The following is a 15,272-nucleotide window of genomic DNA, read 5'->3' as shown; positions in this document are numbered from 1 at the left end:
GAAGGAATTTACTGATGGGAAATTTTTTTATTTTCTTCTAGTAGCACTCTTTGTTTTATCTTTTGTTAAAGCTCCTGTATCATAGAATTTACTTGCATTAACATCACCAAACTCTTGGCCAAATTCTATATTTGAAGCCTCTGTTTGTTGTCGTTTTTTTATTTTTTTCGCCATTTATTGTCCCTCTCTTCCATGCTTTGCATTACGATTGGCACCTTTGATTGGGTTTTCGCCCCTACTAAATTCAGCGGAAAATTCTGTTTCCTGCGTATTTTTCTTTGGCGTTTTGCTGTATTTTTCTAGACTGTTAACTTCAGCTTTTCTTTTAGCCATTATGATCTCTCCTTTCCATTACATCATTATTATCCGCATGTGAATAAAAGATATGCTTTCCTACTTTTGTCAAGCACTCATAAAAAAATGGAGCTGGCAAAATAGCCAGCTCCATTCACATCTTCCTTATCCTTATCCGATAATAATTCGTTCTTTTGGATAATGGAAGTTATCTTTTTTCTCTTTTCCTCCAATAATATAGATGAAAGAAGTCAACCCTATTCTTCCGATGAACATAAGCAGCATAATTACACATTTACCAAAGGTAGATAATTCTGGTGTTAATCCTAGAGAAAGTCCTGTTGTTCCAAATGCAGAACAAACTTCGAAAAGGATCACAATAAGGGACGCCTTTTCAGAAATAGATAAAGCAATGACAGCGACGAGACATATACCAATCGCAAATATCGTTACAACCAATGATTTTATAATATCCTCTTCATGAATTTCTCGTTTAAATATTTTAATATATCTGTTTCCATTTGCATAATGATAAATAAATAAGACATTCAATGCAAAGGTTGTTGTTCTGATACCTCCTCCAACAGAACTTGGGGAAGCACCGATAAACATAAGAAAACAAAAGATAAGTAAAGTTGTCATAGAAAACTCGTTTAATTCCATTGTTGCTAAACCACCACTTCGAGTGGAGGTAGAATGAAAAAAGGCATTGAAGAATATTTGATGCCAGCTCATTCCCGCATAATAATTACCCCATTCTAAAATAATAATCATAATCGTTCCAAATAGTAAAAGAAAACCAAAAGTAATCGTTGTTAACTTAGTGAATAATGAAAACTTCAGATGATTTTTTCCTTCTTTTGGAAAAAGGTAATTTTTCACTTCGATAAGTACTGGAAATCCAATCGCTCCTAATGTAATTAAAATAATATTAACAAGTTGGACAAAATAATCATCCTTAAATGGAGTAAGTGATTCTCCTGTTAAATCTAATCCTCCATTTGTTGTGGCACTAACAGATGCAAAAGTGCCATGTAGGATCGAATCCCCCCAGGTAGGATAATAATTATGAAATTGCATTGAGAGTATAATAGCACCCAATACTTCAATAATAAGAATGATTTTGATAATTTCTCTTATTAAATTGACGAGACCGGAAAGATTAGATTGATTGTGGTCAATCATTATTAACTGTCTTTCTCTTAAACCAATCTTCTTACGAAGAATCATCCAAAAGAATGTACCTATTGCCATTACTCCAATACCGCCAAATTGAAGAACAAACATTAATATTATTATTCCAAATGTACTATACGTTTCAGCGATATTAATAACAGTAAGTCCTGTTACACTTACTGCCGTTACGGCAGTAAACAATGTATCCATAAAGGAAACTGTTACTCCTTCTTTATGTACTCCTGGTAAACTTAATAATAAAACCGATATGCTAACAGCTAAACCATAATAACTGGTTATCATCTGCGCAGGAGTTAAATTTTGAAGGACTAACTTAAACTTCTTGCCCATTAAAAAACAATTCCTTTCTTTAAAGCTACCCATATATCCTATATAATGATGCCTTATTATCATAGATATTAAACAGTATAAGTTATCTATCCCTCGACGTTCAAGCTAATCTTAAATGTTTAGGAAACTTTTAAGATTAGCTTGAATATTTTTAAGTACTATCAATTAATGAAGTAATGGAGGTTTACCAATAGGCTAGGCTAACCTATAAACAACAATAAATCCTATTTTCTCCCCTATACACAAACTTTACCACTAATGAACTTAAAATAAATCCACATATTATAAATACAGAATCATTTATCATTCCTATTTTGGAAACAATTAATTGATAAATAATCACTGTACTATATATTGGATAAGGAGGAAACAAAAATGGCTTCTCGAAATAAATTATTAGTTCCAGGAATTGAACAATACCTAGATAGTGTTAAGTATGAAATTGCCCAAGAATTTGGTGTGAATTTAGGATCTGATACTGTTTCACGTGCCAATGGTTCTGTTGGGGGAGAAATAACAAAAAGACTTGTCCAACAAGCACAGGCTGAGTTATCTGGAAAAACGCAATAAGTTAAATCTGCTGAACTAAAGTCCTGATCAAAAAGAAAAAGCCACTCCAAATGGATGGCTTTTTCATCATATTTATGCATTACTTTCTTTTGCTTTAACTGCTTCTTTATTGGAGAAGAGATATCCACCAACCGCAATAGCTACTAGCACAAACCAGAAGATTCCTTTCCATAGTTTCGATTCTGGGAAATGTTCATCTAAGAATCCTACCGATGGATGTGCTAACGTAAATACGGCTAATTTCACCCCAACCCATCCTACAATTAAAAAGGCTGCTGTTTCTAGAGAAGGACGAGAATGAAGTAACTTCACAAACCAGTTTGCAGCAAAACGCATGATGATCAATCCAATTAATCCCCCAAGAAACATAACTAAGAATTGCCCTCCATCAATGCCACCTAGCGTAAACCAATTTGTTTTTGGTAATGTAATCGCAAGTGCAACCGCTGCTAACATGGAATCAATCGCAAAAGCAATGTCTGCTAACTCTACTTTAAAAACAGTCATCCAGAAACCAGATTGTTTCTTCGGCTTCTTGTCTTTATCGGCTTCATTCTTCTTCGCATACTTTCCATAAATATTATGCACTGCAATAAAGAGAAGATAAAGCGCCCCTATTGCTTGAACTTGCCAAACATCCACTAAATAAGAAATCATAAATAAAGTAGCAAAACGAAATACAAAAGCACCTAATAATCCGTAGAAAAGCGCCTTTTTTTGTTGTTCTACTGGCAAATGCTTGACCATAACAGCCATTACAACCGCGTTATCAGCAGCCAGTAACCCCTCTAAAACAACAAGAATCAGTAAAACCCACCCATACTCTAGTAACATGCTTGCATCCAATAAAATTTCCCCCTTTAGGTTTTTATTTGTATACTCCTATTAGCAGGTTTTGCTACGACTTTCGTTATTATGTACAAAAGTGCGCAAAAAAAGACCTTTGCCAAATAGGCAAAGGTCTTGCTAAGCACTAATATGCCAACAAAGCCGATGGCATATGCCATGAACTGACGACTTTGTTTTAGGTATTAAACCTAAAAGCTACTCCCCTTTGAGTAGTATACAAATATTAATATGTATTAATTATATACAATATTGAACTATTTGCCAATGGTTTTTTACATATTTTTTAATTTTACTGATAATTTTATTTTATCTGTATTTCTTTTATCGTTTTTCCTTAGCCAATCATCATTTATCACTTTAAGAATGTTTCTTTTTCCTAAAATAAATTAAGCAATACTTAACTACAAAACCACTAATGATTCCCGGTATCAAGAATACCATCGGCAAAAATACAGGACCTAACAACACTCCAAATAACTTCATTTGTGTCGAATAAAAAACACCTACGGTAACAAAATATGCGCAAAATACAAATGGTAAAAAAGCATATTCATTGTCTGTTTCCATAACTTCCTTATAGGCATCCCACATTGCGAACATATATAAACACGGATAAAACAATATCCATTGAAAGTCGATAATCTCTATTGCCTCTTGGATATTGCCGCAAAAACTCAGCATAATGGCTAAATTAAAATTACTTTGCGCATTTATAATAAATTCTAAGATAACTAACAGTGTTCCTTTCCAATATTTTTTCAATAATAACTGACTAAAACCAGGTAGAGCTATACTCCACATAATTGCTTCCAATCTACTTAGGCCCTTCATTGGTATCACCATCTATTTTTCTATACCTACTATTACATTTTTAGCGAAATCTTGATATTTTATACAAAATAAATTGTTATATTTTTACAAAACAAAATATTAAATGGAAATACTGCTTATAAGCAATCCATATCAAATATGATTGGACCACTAAAAAAGAGCCCTAGGGCTCTTTTTATAATATCTGAGATAAAAATGCTTTTGTCCGTTCATGCTTCGGATGATCAAATAGTTCTTCTGGTTTTCCCGTTTCTACAATTTCTCCTTTATCAAAAAGGATAATGCGATCTGCCACTTGTCTTGCAAAACCCATTTCATGTGTTACCACCAACATGGTCATTCCTGACTCTGCTAAAGTTTTCATAACATCTAATACTTCCTTTACCATCTCAGGATCCAGGGCAGAAGTAGGTTCATCAAACAGCATAATCTTCGGTTGCATCGCTAATGCCCGTGCAATTGCAACACGTTGCTGTTGTCCACCTGACAATTGTCCTGGATACTTATTTGCTTGTTCTGGAATACCAACTCTTTCAAGTAATTCTTTGGCAATTTGTTCTGCCTTTGCTTTTTTCCACTTTCTCACCCACATTGGTGCTAAAGAGATATTCTTCAGGATAGTCATATGAGGAAATAAATTAAATGACTGAAACACCATTCCCGTTTCTTTCCGAATTTCTTCAATGTTTTTCAAATCATCTGTTAATGCAATATTATCAACCGTTATATGCCCCTTTTGAAATTCCTCTAAAGCATTTATCGTACGAATAAAGGTTGACTTACCAGAACCTGATGGTCCTAGAATGACAATTACCTCCCCTTGCTTTACTGTAAGATTTACATCTTTTAATACATGGTGATCTCCATACCATTTATTCAATTTAGTAACCTTAATAATATCCTCTCTCTCATCTAGAGGTGTCGATAATTTATTTATACCAAAGACACTTTCCATCCTCTCATTCTCCTTTCTATCTCGTCCCTACACCAAGTGATTTTTCTATATGCTTACTTACATGCGACATTAAGAAACAAAAGATGAAGTATATAAAAGCAATCACAATATATAACTCCATATATTTTCCTAAATATTCCGGATTTGCAGCAATTTTTTTTCCCATTCCAAGAAAATCGGCTAATCCAATAACCGCAACTAGAGATGTATCTTTAAAGATGGAAATAAATTGACCAACCATAGCTGGGATAACTGCTTTTAAAGCCTGTGGCAATATGACAAAAAACATTACCTTAAAATTATTTAATCCTAGAGCTTGCGCTGCTTCAAATTGTCCTCTCGGTATTGATTGCAGGCCTCCGCGAATATTTTCTGCTAAATAGGCCGCACTGAATAAAGTGAATGCTATCATTGCCCGGACTACATTATCTAGTTCGATTCCCCCAAGGAACATCGGCAGCAATAATTGGGCAATAAATAACACCATAATCAGCGGCATTCCTCGAATTAATTCTATATAAAGAATACAGCAATATTTGATTATAGGCAGTTTACTTCGTCTCCCCACTGCTAGGAGTAAACCTAATGGGAAAGAGCAAATAATTGCAACCGAAGCGATAACAAGCGTTAATAAAAATCCTCCCCAAATATTTGTTTTTACTGGCTCAAGTACACCAAACCCATTAATAATAGAAAGGGTAATCGGTATATATAAAATCCATAATAGAAGGAGGGGGATTTTTAACTTCGGAACATATTTTCCGATAAAGTAAAAAAGGAATATCACAGCCGCACTCGTAAATAAATATACTTTCGATTCCATTTCTGTATAAGGAATTACTCCAAATATAACTAGAAGAACACTGAGACTAATGGCAACATGTCCGATAATCCCTCTCCACGCTCCCCAAGTAGTTCCTAAAAATACTGATAGTAACAGAAGAGATACCCACAATCTCCATATTTCTTCTAGTGGAAATTGTCCGACAAAGAGGAGCCTTAAATTGTCAGTAACAACTCCCCATTCACTTGCGAATAAAAACTTACCTATTCTAGTAAGCAAATAAATAGTAAACATTAATGTGACAATCGTTAAAATAGCATTTTTCCAATCCTTAAATAAGTTATTTTTCAGCCATAATTGTAATTTCTTTTGATTAGCCAATTTTTTCGTTTCCATAACTGGTTCCGTATTAAGTTGTATATTATCCATTTACCTCCCTACCTTTCTACCAGCTGGAATTTTTTGTTAAAAATATTCATTAACAGTGATGTAGTTAAGCTAAATAATAAATACACAGAAATAACAATTAATAAAGTTTCTAATGTATGTCCTGTCTGATTAATAATTGTATTTCCGATTCCAACAATATCTTGGTATGCTACAGCCATTGCTAAACTTGAGTTTTTTATTAAATTTAAATATTGGCTTGTTAATGGCGGGATAATGATTCTAATTGCTTGCGGAAAAATAATTAAACGAAGTGCTGTATGACTTTTAAACCCAAGCGCTTTAGCAGCTTCTGTCTGCCCTTTTGGAACCCCCATTATTCCTGCACGAACAATTTCCGAAATATAGGTTGATGTATAGATTGTTAAGGCAACTAAAACAGACATAAACCCGATGGATAATGACGTTCCTCCTTCAAATGAATTGCCATTAAATACAGGAACAGAAAAACCAAGTGGTCCATTTCCTAAAATAATATAGATAATTATCGTTCCAATTACTATTAATCCCACACTTGAAATGAACGGATATGTAGACTTACCTGATTCTATCGATACTTTTGTTAATTTTTTGAATAAAATTATGCTTCCTGCGATTAAAAAAATTAGAATGACAAGCCAGATCAGCGTATTATCCTGTAAGGTAAACCACGGAATAGAGGCACCTCTATTTGAAAAATAAAACGGCCCAACCGATATAGCATCTTGAATTTTCGGCATTGGTAAAAAAACAGCAAAATTCCAAATGAAAATTTGAACCAATAATGGTGTATTCCTAAAAACTTCAACATATACTGTTGCCACTTTACGGACTAACCAGTTGTTCGATAATCTTGCAACTCCTACAATGACTCCAATAATAGTTGCAAGGATAATCCCAAAAACGGAAACCTTAAGTGTATTTAATAATCCTACTAATAAAGCACGTGTATAAGGATCGTCAGGTGTATAACTAATAATAGATTCTGCTATAGGGAAAGATGCTTTTAGATTTAAGTAGTCTAATCCTAATACTAAACCTATTTGTTCGAGACCTGATATTACATTTCTCACCATAAAGGCAATTACTATTCCTACGATTAGAACAAAAATAATTTGACTAATTATCGGGACCACTTTTCTATTTCTCCAAAGAGGAGTCGATGTTGTTTTTTTCATTTCCACTATTTCTCACCTCTCACTTAAAAGAATAGGGGGTATCTCAAATAGATTAGACACTTTGGTTTTTGAGACCCCCCATATTTTTATCTGTTATTACCTATTAACGGAATGGAATAGAGTACAATAATCCCCCATCAGTATATAACGCATTTTGTGCACGCTCTAATTTGAACACTGTGTCAGGACCTAAATTCCGCTCGTAAATTTCACCATAGTTACCAACTTGTTTAATTACTTGGTAGGCAAAATCATTGGCTAATCCTAGCTGTTCTCCTAGATTGCCTTCCACTCCTAAAAGACGCTTAATCTCTGGGTTTTCACTGGTTAAGAAATCATCTACGTTTTGAGAGGTAATACCGAATTCTTCCGCTTGAATGGTTGCAAATACAATCCATGATACTGCATCTGCCCACTTTTCGTCGCCATCTTTAACTGCTGGAGCTAGTGGTTCTTTTGATAATGTTTCTTCTAAAATAATATGAGCATCTGGGTCCTGCAAAGTAGACTGGCGAGAAACTAATCCCGATTTATCTGTTGTCCAAGCATCAATAGAACCCTGTTCATATGCAGCAATTACAGCATCTGCATTATCAAATGTTTGTGCTGTATAGTTAACACCTGCTGCTTTCATCTGATCAGCTAAGTTTAATTCGGTTGTTGTTCCCGTTTCTACCCCAATTGTTTTACCCTCTAAATCTTTTAGTGTTTTGATTCCACTATCCTTTGGAACCATAATTCCTTGACCATCATAGAAAGTAACTGGAGCAAAACTTAGCCCCACTTCAGCATCACGGTTTGTTGTCCAAGTTGTATTACGAATTAACACATCTACTTCACCAGATTGAACTGCCGTAAAGCGGTCTGTAGCTGATAGAGGTCTAAATTCAATTTTAGAAGGATCTCCAAGAACTCCCGCTGCAATCGCTCTTGCAAAATCAACATCAAAACCAGTATTTTTCCCATCTGAACCTATGTAGCCAAAACCAGGAAGAGCATCATTAACACCTGCTTTTAATGTCCCTCTTTCTTTTATGGTTTCAAGTAAACTTTTAGAAGAACTTGTTTTTGCACCATTAGTACTTTCCCCATCTGATCCTGACTTACTTGAGCAGCCAGCTAAAGCTAGAACAAGCACTAATAAAATACTAAAAGTAAGCGACAAACTTTTCTTCATACAATATATCCCCCTATATCTTGTTTTTATGATACTAGCAAACTCTAATTAAAAGAATATTCAATCTATTTATCTTACAAGAATACTCTTATCACATCGAATGTTAGTATCAGCCCTATTAGATGTTAAAAAGCCAACTCATTAACAATTGTTTGTTAACTTTTATAACATCATGTTTTTATTATACCTATTTTTATTAGAATTACAAATAGTTTTTCGAAAACTTTTAATTATGAAAACATTTTAAACATTTTCGTTTTTATTTATATTTACAAAAACCTTATATATCAGTAATTCGTATACCGAAAGACTTTCTTTTTTACTCGCTACAAAAACCATCCACCTGCTTTTATTTCAGAAAAAAGATAGTATATATCTACTTCCCATCAAATAAAATTATTTCAGAATAACAAAAAGTTGAATTTTTATAATAAACACTTGTCCCTTCTCCTTCCTTCCCTTTTTCTTATGTTCGAAAATCTGACATGATTTCAACATAGAGCTATTTTCCATTACATCAAAAAAGAGACTATTTACAAAAGAATCTCCATTTAAAACAGGTAGAATCCTTTTGCAATAATCTCTTCTTTTACTTAATTATTCTTGTTCATCCATCGGATTATATAATTTTACTTCTGGATTTTTATCTTGGAACCATCTTAATGCAAATTCATTTTCAAATAAAAATGCTTTTTTGCCGTAGCGATCCTCTACTAGCAGACTTCTTCCACTAGAAAGATTTTCATTTACCTCTTCATCCACTAACCAACGGGCAATTTTCGAACCTACATGCTCCATAATTACTTCTACATTGTACTCATTTCTCATTCGATGCTCAAATACTTCAAATTGTAGCTGACCAACTGCTCCCAGCAAATAATCTTCTGTTTTGACAGTCTTATATAACTGAATTGCACCTTCTTGTACGAGCTGCTGAATGCCTTTATGGAAATGTTTTTGTTTCATTACATTCTTTGCCGTTACCTTTACAAAAAGTTCTGGTGTAAATTGAGGTAGTTTTTCATATTGGTAAGCATTCTTGCTAACCGTTAACGTATCGCCAATTTGATAAAAACCTGGATCATACAACCCAATAATATCTCCACTAACCGCCTCATTAACGGTACTTCGATCATCTGCCATAAATTGTGTAGATTGCGCTAACTTTACTTGCTTCCCTGTTCTTGGTAAATTAACCATCATTCCTCTTTCAAATTTCCCAGAACAAATACGTAAAAACGCGATACGATCACGGTGAGCCGGATTCATATTCGCTTGAATTTTAAAAATGAACCCTGAAAACTCTTCTGATAAAGGATCGATCTCTCCAATGGTAGATTTTCTAGCTTGTGGAGACGGTGCAAATTGCAAATATGTTTCTAAAAATGTTTGTACCCCAAAGTTGCTTAATGCACTACCAAAAAATACAGGTGTTAAATCACCATTATTAATTTTCTCTTCCGAAAACTCATTCCCCGCTTCATTTAAAAGCATGATTTCTTCTAATGTTTGATCATATAAAGAATCCTGTTTAATTGGATGATCCCCTTCAATCTCTCCATCTTCATTTAGATCAACATATCGTTCTTTATCTTCTACACGGAACTGCTCAATTCGATTGTAAAAACGATCATATATACCTAAAAATTCTTTACCCATTCCGATCGGCCAATTCATTGGATAAGACTCAATCCCCATTACTTCTTCTAATTCCGCAAGTAATTCAAGAGGCGGCTTCCCTTGGCGATCTAATTTATTAATAAATGTAAAAATAGGAATACCTCTCATCTTACACACTTTAAATAACTTTAACGTTTGTTCCTCTATTCCTTTTGCCGAATCAATTATCATAACAGCACTATCCACAGCTGTAAGAGTACGATAAGTATCTTCACTAAAGTCTTGGTGTCCAGGTGTATCCAAAATATTTACTCGTGCATTTTTGTAGTCAAATTGCATCACACTTGATGTAACAGAAATTCCTCTTTGCTTTTCTATTTCCATCCAGTCACTTGTCGCATATTTTCCTGTTTTCTTCCCTTTTACTGTTCCAGCATCTCTAATTGCTCCGCCAAATAATAATAACTTTTCCGTTAACGTTGTTTTTCCAGCATCTGGATGGGAAATAATCGCAAAGGTGCGACGAGATAGTACATCCTGTTTAAAATTCTTTGACATGTTACTTTCCTCTCTTTTACGCATTCAAATTTAGTCCATTCCCTTATATTATCTCGATATATCAAAGTTTGCAATGGATTTAAATGTATTCGGCTACTTTTATTTTTACTATTTTTCTTTTATTTCATGAGAATCCATCCATCTTATTTATTTTCAACCGCTTGACGGACATTATAGCTTAAGATTAATTTCTTCTAATACCTTTCCAATTGATTCATGAATGACAATGTCAGCAATACCATCCATTTGGGTTGGCTCTTTATTGATAATGATTAGTTTAGCACCTGTTTGCTTTGCAAGTAATGGAAATTGATTTGCTGGTGAAACGGATAAAGATGACCCTAAAACTAAAAAGACGTCTGAATTTATGGCTGCCTCTTCCGCTGTAAAAAATGGCTGTTCTGGGAGCATTTCTCCAAAAAGGACAATGGAAGGTCTTAGTATCCCTCCACAACTGCATAAATAATTGTCATGTAAATATTCATCACTAGGATAATTCTTTCCACACGTTTCACAATGAACCTTTTTTAATGTTCCATGCAATTCAGCAACTTTCTCATTTCCAGCTTCTTCGTGAAACCCATCCACATTTTGTGTGATGATTTGTTTTAAATAGCCTTTTCTTTCCCAATCACTTAGTATGTAATAGCCATTATGCGGCTTAAATTCATGAATGCCTTGAACTCGATTTCGATAAAACTCAATAAATTCTTGCACATGATTATTTAAGGCACTCGTACTGGAAAGATATTGTTTCTTTTCAGCAGTCCATAATCCTTTATTAGCAGATCTAAAATCAGGCAATCCGCTCTCTGTTGACATCCCAGCACCAGTAAATATAACAAAATAATTAGCAGACTTTATTAATGAAACTAAGGAATCCATCTATTCATTTCCCCCTAACACACATCTTCTCTCTTTATTTTAGCAAATAGTTAAGACTCCTCAAATATAATAATATGTACTTTATTCGCTTTACTTATTACCATTAAAAGAAGACTGACTCATCGAATCAGCCTTCTTTTTTTCATTATTTTACCATTTAAAGCAAGCTGCACCCACAATGATTAAAAGAATGAATAAAACAACGATTAAAGCGAAACCTCCGCCGTAACCTGCACCACCATAGCCATAACCATAGCCAGGATATCCACAACCATATCCGTACATTCTATTTCCTCCTTTTAATATCTGTTTCGTTACGGATTAATAAAATCCGCCGTAACCCCAAGAAGCACCAATAATCACCAATAAAATAAACAATACTACTAAAAGAGCGAAACCTCCGCCGTAACCTACTCCAACTTCACCCATGAATAAAAACCTCCTTTTTTTGATTCCATATATCCTATTCAAGAATTGAAAATGTGCGATAGACAAATGCACATTTTTTAGGTTTTTTAACCAGTTATCCTTAGGCTATTGTGATATTTTTTTCGTTTCATATTTGATTGTCAAATTTTCTTCATACATCTATTTAGACTACAAAAAGGTGCTATCTTCTAAGTTTTTTAATAAAAAGCTTAGAAGATAGCACCTTTAACTATTCTTTTATTCTTTATTTTTGGGAATGAAATTAAAAATTTCATGTGATTCTAAACTATCTACAAAACGTTCAAGCCAATCATAATAATCAAGCGCATATTTCATTTTCTCTAAATCATTGGTTGCATCTTTTATAACATCTTCAGATATTCCTTCTTTATTCATTAATACTTTTATTTCATTCATTGATTTCTCAATTGCATATATATTTTCAGTAATTGCTAACCGCCATTTAATCGTGAAATAATCGATAAATGTTTGATACCAATCTTCTTCTGCTCTATATAAATCTTTTCGAACACCTTTTCGCCATACTTTGTCCACCATTTTCAATTCAAGCAAGGTTCTAACCGAAGTACTCATACTAGTTTTACTCATTCCTAGCTCTTCTTTCATTTCGTCAAGCGTCATCGGATTTTTCTGGAATAATAGCATCCCATATAATCTACCAATCGATTCAGTCACTCCATATAAATCCATGTTTTGGGCTACGGAATCAATCACTCTCTCTCGAGCAATATTTAACTGCTCCCTATCCGTCATTTATCATTCACATCCATATTATATGTTTACTTATACATTGTAATAATGATTATTTCAATAATCAAGGTGAATCAATAATCAAGTACTTAAATGCTTTTTCTGTTTATAGATTAACATGAATAAAAAAAATGTAAAGTAACAACCTAGATAGTATATGGAAGCATTTGAGCGCATTATTAAGAATATACATCCTACGGTTCATTCAGTTTTTTCTGTACGTTCAGAATGAATCATTTTAACTGATTATACAGTTTGAAGTGTCTGTTGATTATCTTCTATAATATATGTAGGCTCGCTTTACAGAGCGTTTAGAATTAAAGAGGTGAAAGAATGGAAAGTATGGCAAAATTAAAAGTCGAAAATGTCACAAAGATTTTCGGCAAAAACGCAAAAAAAGCAATTCAACTATTAAATAGTGGTGAATCAAAAAAAGATATCCTCAAAAAAACAGGAGCAACAGTCGGTGTAAACAAGGCTAGTTTTGAAGTAAATCCTGGTGAGATATTTGTTATCATGGGACTATCCGGTAGTGGTAAATCAACATTAGTACGTATGTTTAATCGTCTGATTGATCCTACAATCGGGAACATTTATATTGATGGGAAAGACATCGTAAAAATGTCAAAAGAAGATTTACGTAAAGTACGCAGAGAAAAAATAAGTATGGTCTTCCAAAAATTCGCTCTACTCCCTCATCGAACAATATTGGAAAATGCAGAATATGGTTTAGAAATTCAAGGGATTGATAAAGCATCAAGAAAAGAACGTGCACTTGAATCACTTAAATTAGTTGGATTATCAGGGTATGAATCCCAATATCCAGACCAATTGAGTGGTGGAATGCAGCAAAGAGTCGGTCTTGCTCGCGCTTTAGCTAATGACCCTGATATTCTTCTAATGGATGAAGCATTTAGTGCCCTTGATCCCCTCATTCGAAAAGATATGCAAGACGAATTATTAGACTTGCAATCAAATATGGAAAAAACAATCATTTTTATTACACATGATTTAGACGAAGCACTTCGTATTGGCGATCGTATAGCGCTAATGAAAGATGGAACCATTGTTCAAGTCGGAACACCAGAAGAAATATTAATGAATCCTTCCAATGATTATGTGGAACGATTTGTCGAAGATGTAGATTTATCGAAAGTATTAACTGCCAATCATATAATGAAACGCGCAGAAGCAGTCACGATTGAAAAAGGTCCTCGTGTCGCGTTACAAATGATGAAGAAACTTGGAATTTCCAGCATTTATGTCGTGAACAAGAAAAGAGAATTACTCGGAGCAATTACAGCTGACGATGCCCGTGCAGCTGCCGAAAACAATGAAGGCATTGAAACCATTTTACAAAAAGATGTAATTACGGTTACAGGTGACACATTATTAGCTGATCTCTTTGATAAGGTATCAACTGCAATCATTCCAGTTGCAGTAATAGATGAGCAGAAGAGATTAAAAGGGATTCTCGTTAGAGGTGCAGTTATTGGAGCCCTTGCTGGTAACAACGAGCTTATTAATACTCCACCAACAGAAGAATCAGTATTAGTTGGGGGGAATGAATAATGAATAATCTAATTCCTAAATTACCAGTTGCAGATTGGATTGATTCCTTTGTCGCCTGGTTGACAACTACCTTCGAAGTATTATTTGATGGAATCACTGCTGTATTAGAATTTGTTGTAAATATTTTAGTAGGCTTCTTTGGGTTTATTCCTCCTATTTTATTAATTATTTTACTTACATTACTTGCATGGAAATTAGCGAATAAGAAGATTGCACTCTTTACTCTTATCGGATTATTACTAGTAGATAATTTAGGCTACTGGGAACCAATGATTGATACACTAGCTCTTGTACTCTCTGCTGTATTTATCTCCATAATAATTGGTGTTCCACTAGGAATATGGGCTTCACAAAATAGCACTGTCCGCAATATTGTTATCCCAATATTAGACTTTATGCAAACAATGCCAGCCTTTGTTTATCTTATTCCTGCTATCTTCTTCTTTAGTATCGGGGTCGTACCTGGAGTGGTAGCATCAGTAATATTTGCTATGCCACCTACTATTCGTTTGACTATTCTTGGTATCCAACAGGTTCCTAGCGATATTAGAGAAGCGACAGAAAGCTTCGGTAGTACAACTAGCCAAAAATTATTAAAGGTTGAATTACCACTTGCTATGCCAACAATACTAGCTGGTATTAACCAAAGTATTATGCTTGCACTATCAATGGTAGTTATTGCTGCAATGGTTGGTGCACCAGGACTTGGTGCTGATGTATATCGTGCTGTAACTCAAATTCAAATTGGACGTGGATTTGAAGCTGGTATATCTATTGTAGTACTTGCGATCATTTTAGATAGAATTACCCAAAATGTGGGAACAAAGAAAAAGGGGGCAAAATAAT

Annotated in this window: 17 protein-coding genes and 1 riboswitch; of the genes, 3 read left to right on the top strand and 14 right to left on the bottom strand. The window is 34.1% G+C overall.

Annotated elements, in window-relative coordinates; all coding sequences use genetic code 11:
• Window positions 1-27: 27 nt before the first annotated feature.
• The 3 genes from NST77_RS04705 to NST77_RS04695 all read right to left on the bottom strand — a co-directional run bounded on the left by NST77_RS04705 (window position 28) and on the right by NST77_RS04695 (window position 1,821).
• Entirely contained in the window at window positions 28-174 is a 147-nt protein-coding gene (locus NST77_RS04705) for a hypothetical protein (RefSeq protein WP_171509507.1), read from the bottom strand.
• Window positions 175-333 (bottom strand): hypothetical protein, encoded by a 159-nt coding sequence (locus NST77_RS04700; protein ID WP_171509506.1) that lies wholly within the window; start codon window positions 331-333, stop codon window positions 175-177.
• Window positions 334-465: 132 nt separating this feature from the next.
• Window positions 466-1,821 carry a TrkH family potassium uptake protein gene (locus NST77_RS04695; protein WP_095329010.1) on the bottom strand — a complete coding sequence of 452 codons (1,356 nt, stop codon included), beginning with the start codon at window positions 1,819-1,821 and terminating at the stop codon, window positions 466-468.
• A gap of 375 nt (window positions 1,822-2,196) precedes the next feature.
• Here NST77_RS04695 and NST77_RS04690 point away from each other — a divergent pair, with 375 nt between their 5' ends.
• Window positions 2,197-2,391 carry an alpha/beta-type small acid-soluble spore protein gene (locus NST77_RS04690; protein ID WP_047942948.1) on the top strand — a complete coding sequence of 65 codons (195 nt, stop codon included), beginning with the start codon at window positions 2,197-2,199 and terminating at the stop codon, window positions 2,389-2,391.
• Between the two features lie 72 nt (window positions 2,392-2,463).
• Here the strand turns inward: NST77_RS04690 and NST77_RS04685 are convergent, their stop codons facing one another.
• The 11 genes from NST77_RS04685 to NST77_RS04635 all read right to left on the bottom strand — a co-directional run bounded on the left by NST77_RS04685 (window position 2,464) and on the right by NST77_RS04635 (window position 12,857).
• On the bottom strand, window positions 2,464-3,237 hold the full coding sequence (locus tag NST77_RS04685; protein ID WP_095329009.1) for a TerC family protein: 774 nt from the start codon (window positions 3,235-3,237) through the stop codon (window positions 2,464-2,466).
• Window positions 3,238-3,359: 122 nt separating this feature from the next.
• Window positions 3,360-3,456: riboswitch (yybP-ykoY riboswitch) on the bottom strand.
• Window positions 3,457-3,597: 141 nt separating this feature from the next.
• On the bottom strand, window positions 3,598-4,083 hold the full coding sequence (locus NST77_RS04680) for a hypothetical protein (protein WP_286167804.1): 486 nt from the start codon (window positions 4,081-4,083) through the stop codon (window positions 3,598-3,600).
• Window positions 4,084-4,246: 163 nt separating this feature from the next.
• Entirely contained in the window at window positions 4,247-5,026 is a 780-nt protein-coding gene (locus NST77_RS04675) for an amino acid ABC transporter ATP-binding protein (protein WP_095329007.1), read from the bottom strand.
• 16 nt (window positions 5,027-5,042) lie between these two features.
• Window positions 5,043-6,239, bottom strand: a complete 1,197-nt coding sequence (locus NST77_RS04670) for an amino acid ABC transporter permease (RefSeq protein ID WP_095329006.1) — start codon at window positions 6,237-6,239, stop codon at window positions 5,043-5,045.
• A gap of 8 nt (window positions 6,240-6,247) precedes the next feature.
• Window positions 6,248-7,414, bottom strand: a complete 1,167-nt coding sequence (locus tag NST77_RS04665; protein ID WP_171510304.1) for an amino acid ABC transporter permease — start codon at window positions 7,412-7,414, stop codon at window positions 6,248-6,250.
• A 103-nt stretch (window positions 7,415-7,517) separates the two neighbouring features.
• On the bottom strand, window positions 7,518-8,591 hold the full coding sequence (locus NST77_RS04660; RefSeq protein WP_095329004.1) for an amino acid ABC transporter substrate-binding protein: 1,074 nt from the start codon (window positions 8,589-8,591) through the stop codon (window positions 7,518-7,520).
• A gap of 597 nt (window positions 8,592-9,188) precedes the next feature.
• On the bottom strand, window positions 9,189-10,769 hold the full coding sequence (locus NST77_RS04655) for a peptide chain release factor 3 (protein ID WP_095329000.1): 1,581 nt from the start codon (window positions 10,767-10,769) through the stop codon (window positions 9,189-9,191).
• 171 nt (window positions 10,770-10,940) lie between these two features.
• Window positions 10,941-11,654 (bottom strand): NAD-dependent deacylase, encoded by a 714-nt coding sequence (locus NST77_RS04650; RefSeq protein WP_095328999.1) that lies wholly within the window; start codon window positions 11,652-11,654, stop codon window positions 10,941-10,943.
• A gap of 150 nt (window positions 11,655-11,804) precedes the next feature.
• Complete coding sequence (locus NST77_RS04645) at window positions 11,805-11,939, bottom strand: YjcZ family sporulation protein (protein WP_082809995.1); 135 nt, start codon at window positions 11,937-11,939, stop codon at window positions 11,805-11,807.
• 36 nt (window positions 11,940-11,975) lie between these two features.
• A complete protein-coding gene (locus tag NST77_RS04640) occupies window positions 11,976-12,083 on the bottom strand; it encodes a YjcZ family sporulation protein (protein ID WP_082138357.1) in 108 nt (35 codons plus the stop codon).
• A 237-nt stretch (window positions 12,084-12,320) separates the two neighbouring features.
• Window positions 12,321-12,857 carry a GbsR/MarR family transcriptional regulator gene (locus NST77_RS04635; RefSeq protein WP_095328998.1) on the bottom strand — a complete coding sequence of 179 codons (537 nt, stop codon included), beginning with the start codon at window positions 12,855-12,857 and terminating at the stop codon, window positions 12,321-12,323.
• 330 nt (window positions 12,858-13,187) lie between these two features.
• Here NST77_RS04635 and proV point away from each other — a divergent pair, with 330 nt between their 5' ends.
• The gene (gene proV, locus NST77_RS04630; protein WP_095328997.1) at window positions 13,188-14,426 is read left to right on the top strand and encodes a glycine betaine/L-proline ABC transporter ATP-binding protein ProV; all 1,239 of its coding nucleotides are present in this window, start codon (window positions 13,188-13,190) and stop codon (window positions 14,424-14,426) included.
• On the top strand, window positions 14,426-15,271 hold the full coding sequence (locus tag NST77_RS04625; RefSeq protein ID WP_095328996.1) for an ABC transporter permease: 846 nt from the start codon (window positions 14,426-14,428) through the stop codon (window positions 15,269-15,271). The genes proV and NST77_RS04625 overlap by 1 nt, the downstream gene beginning before the upstream one ends.
• Window position 15,272 lies beyond the last annotated feature (1 nt).

This window comes from Niallia sp. FSL W8-0177 (assembly GCF_038006285.1).
Classification (GTDB): Bacteria; Bacillota; Bacilli; order Bacillales; family Cytobacillaceae; genus Niallia; species Niallia circulans_A.
The sequence above is the reverse complement of the archived record's forward strand: the minus strand, read 5'-3'. Positions and strand labels throughout refer to the sequence as shown.

What these genes read in the sequence shown, in the direction of transcription:
- NST77_RS04705 (WP_171509507.1), bottom strand. Translation starts at nt 174, where the DNA reads ATGGCGAAAAAAATAAAAAAACGACAACAAACAGAGGCTTCAAATATA.
- NST77_RS04700 (WP_171509506.1), bottom strand. Translation starts at nt 333, where the DNA reads ATGGCTAAAAGAAAAGCTGAAGTTAACAGTCTAGAAAAATACAGCAAA.
- NST77_RS04695 (WP_095329010.1), bottom strand. Translation starts at nt 1,821, where the DNA reads ATGGGCAAGAAGTTTAAGTTAGTCCTTCAAAATTTAACTCCTGCGCAG.
- NST77_RS04690 (WP_047942948.1), top strand. Translation starts at nt 2,197, where the DNA reads ATGGCTTCTCGAAATAAATTATTAGTTCCAGGAATTGAACAATACCTA.
- NST77_RS04680 (WP_286167804.1), bottom strand. Translation starts at nt 4,083, where the DNA reads ATGGTGATACCAATGAAGGGCCTAAGTAGATTGGAAGCAATTATGTGG.
- NST77_RS04675 (WP_095329007.1), bottom strand. Translation starts at nt 5,026, where the DNA reads ATGGAAAGTGTCTTTGGTATAAATAAATTATCGACACCTCTAGATGAG.
- NST77_RS04670 (WP_095329006.1), bottom strand. Translation starts at nt 6,239, where the DNA reads ATGGATAATATACAACTTAATACGGAACCAGTTATGGAAACGAAAAAA.
- NST77_RS04665 (WP_171510304.1), bottom strand. Translation starts at nt 7,414, where the DNA reads ATGAAAAAAACAACATCGACTCCTCTTTGGAGAAATAGAAAAGTGGTC.
- NST77_RS04660 (WP_095329004.1), bottom strand. Translation starts at nt 8,591, where the DNA reads ATGAAGAAAAGTTTGTCGCTTACTTTTAGTATTTTATTAGTGCTTGTT.
- NST77_RS04655 (WP_095329000.1), bottom strand. Translation starts at nt 10,769, where the DNA reads ATGTCAAAGAATTTTAAACAGGATGTACTATCTCGTCGCACCTTTGCG.
- NST77_RS04650 (WP_095328999.1), bottom strand. Translation starts at nt 11,654, where the DNA reads ATGGATTCCTTAGTTTCATTAATAAAGTCTGCTAATTATTTTGTTATA.
- NST77_RS04645 (WP_082809995.1), bottom strand. Translation starts at nt 11,939, where the DNA reads ATGTACGGATATGGTTGTGGATATCCTGGCTATGGTTATGGCTATGGT.
- NST77_RS04640 (WP_082138357.1), bottom strand. Translation starts at nt 12,083, where the DNA reads ATGGGTGAAGTTGGAGTAGGTTACGGCGGAGGTTTCGCTCTTTTAGTA.
- NST77_RS04635 (WP_095328998.1), bottom strand. Translation starts at nt 12,857, where the DNA reads ATGACGGATAGGGAGCAGTTAAATATTGCTCGAGAGAGAGTGATTGAT.
- proV (WP_095328997.1), top strand. Translation starts at nt 13,188, where the DNA reads ATGGAAAGTATGGCAAAATTAAAAGTCGAAAATGTCACAAAGATTTTC.
- NST77_RS04625 (WP_095328996.1), top strand. Translation starts at nt 14,426, where the DNA reads ATGAATAATCTAATTCCTAAATTACCAGTTGCAGATTGGATTGATTCC.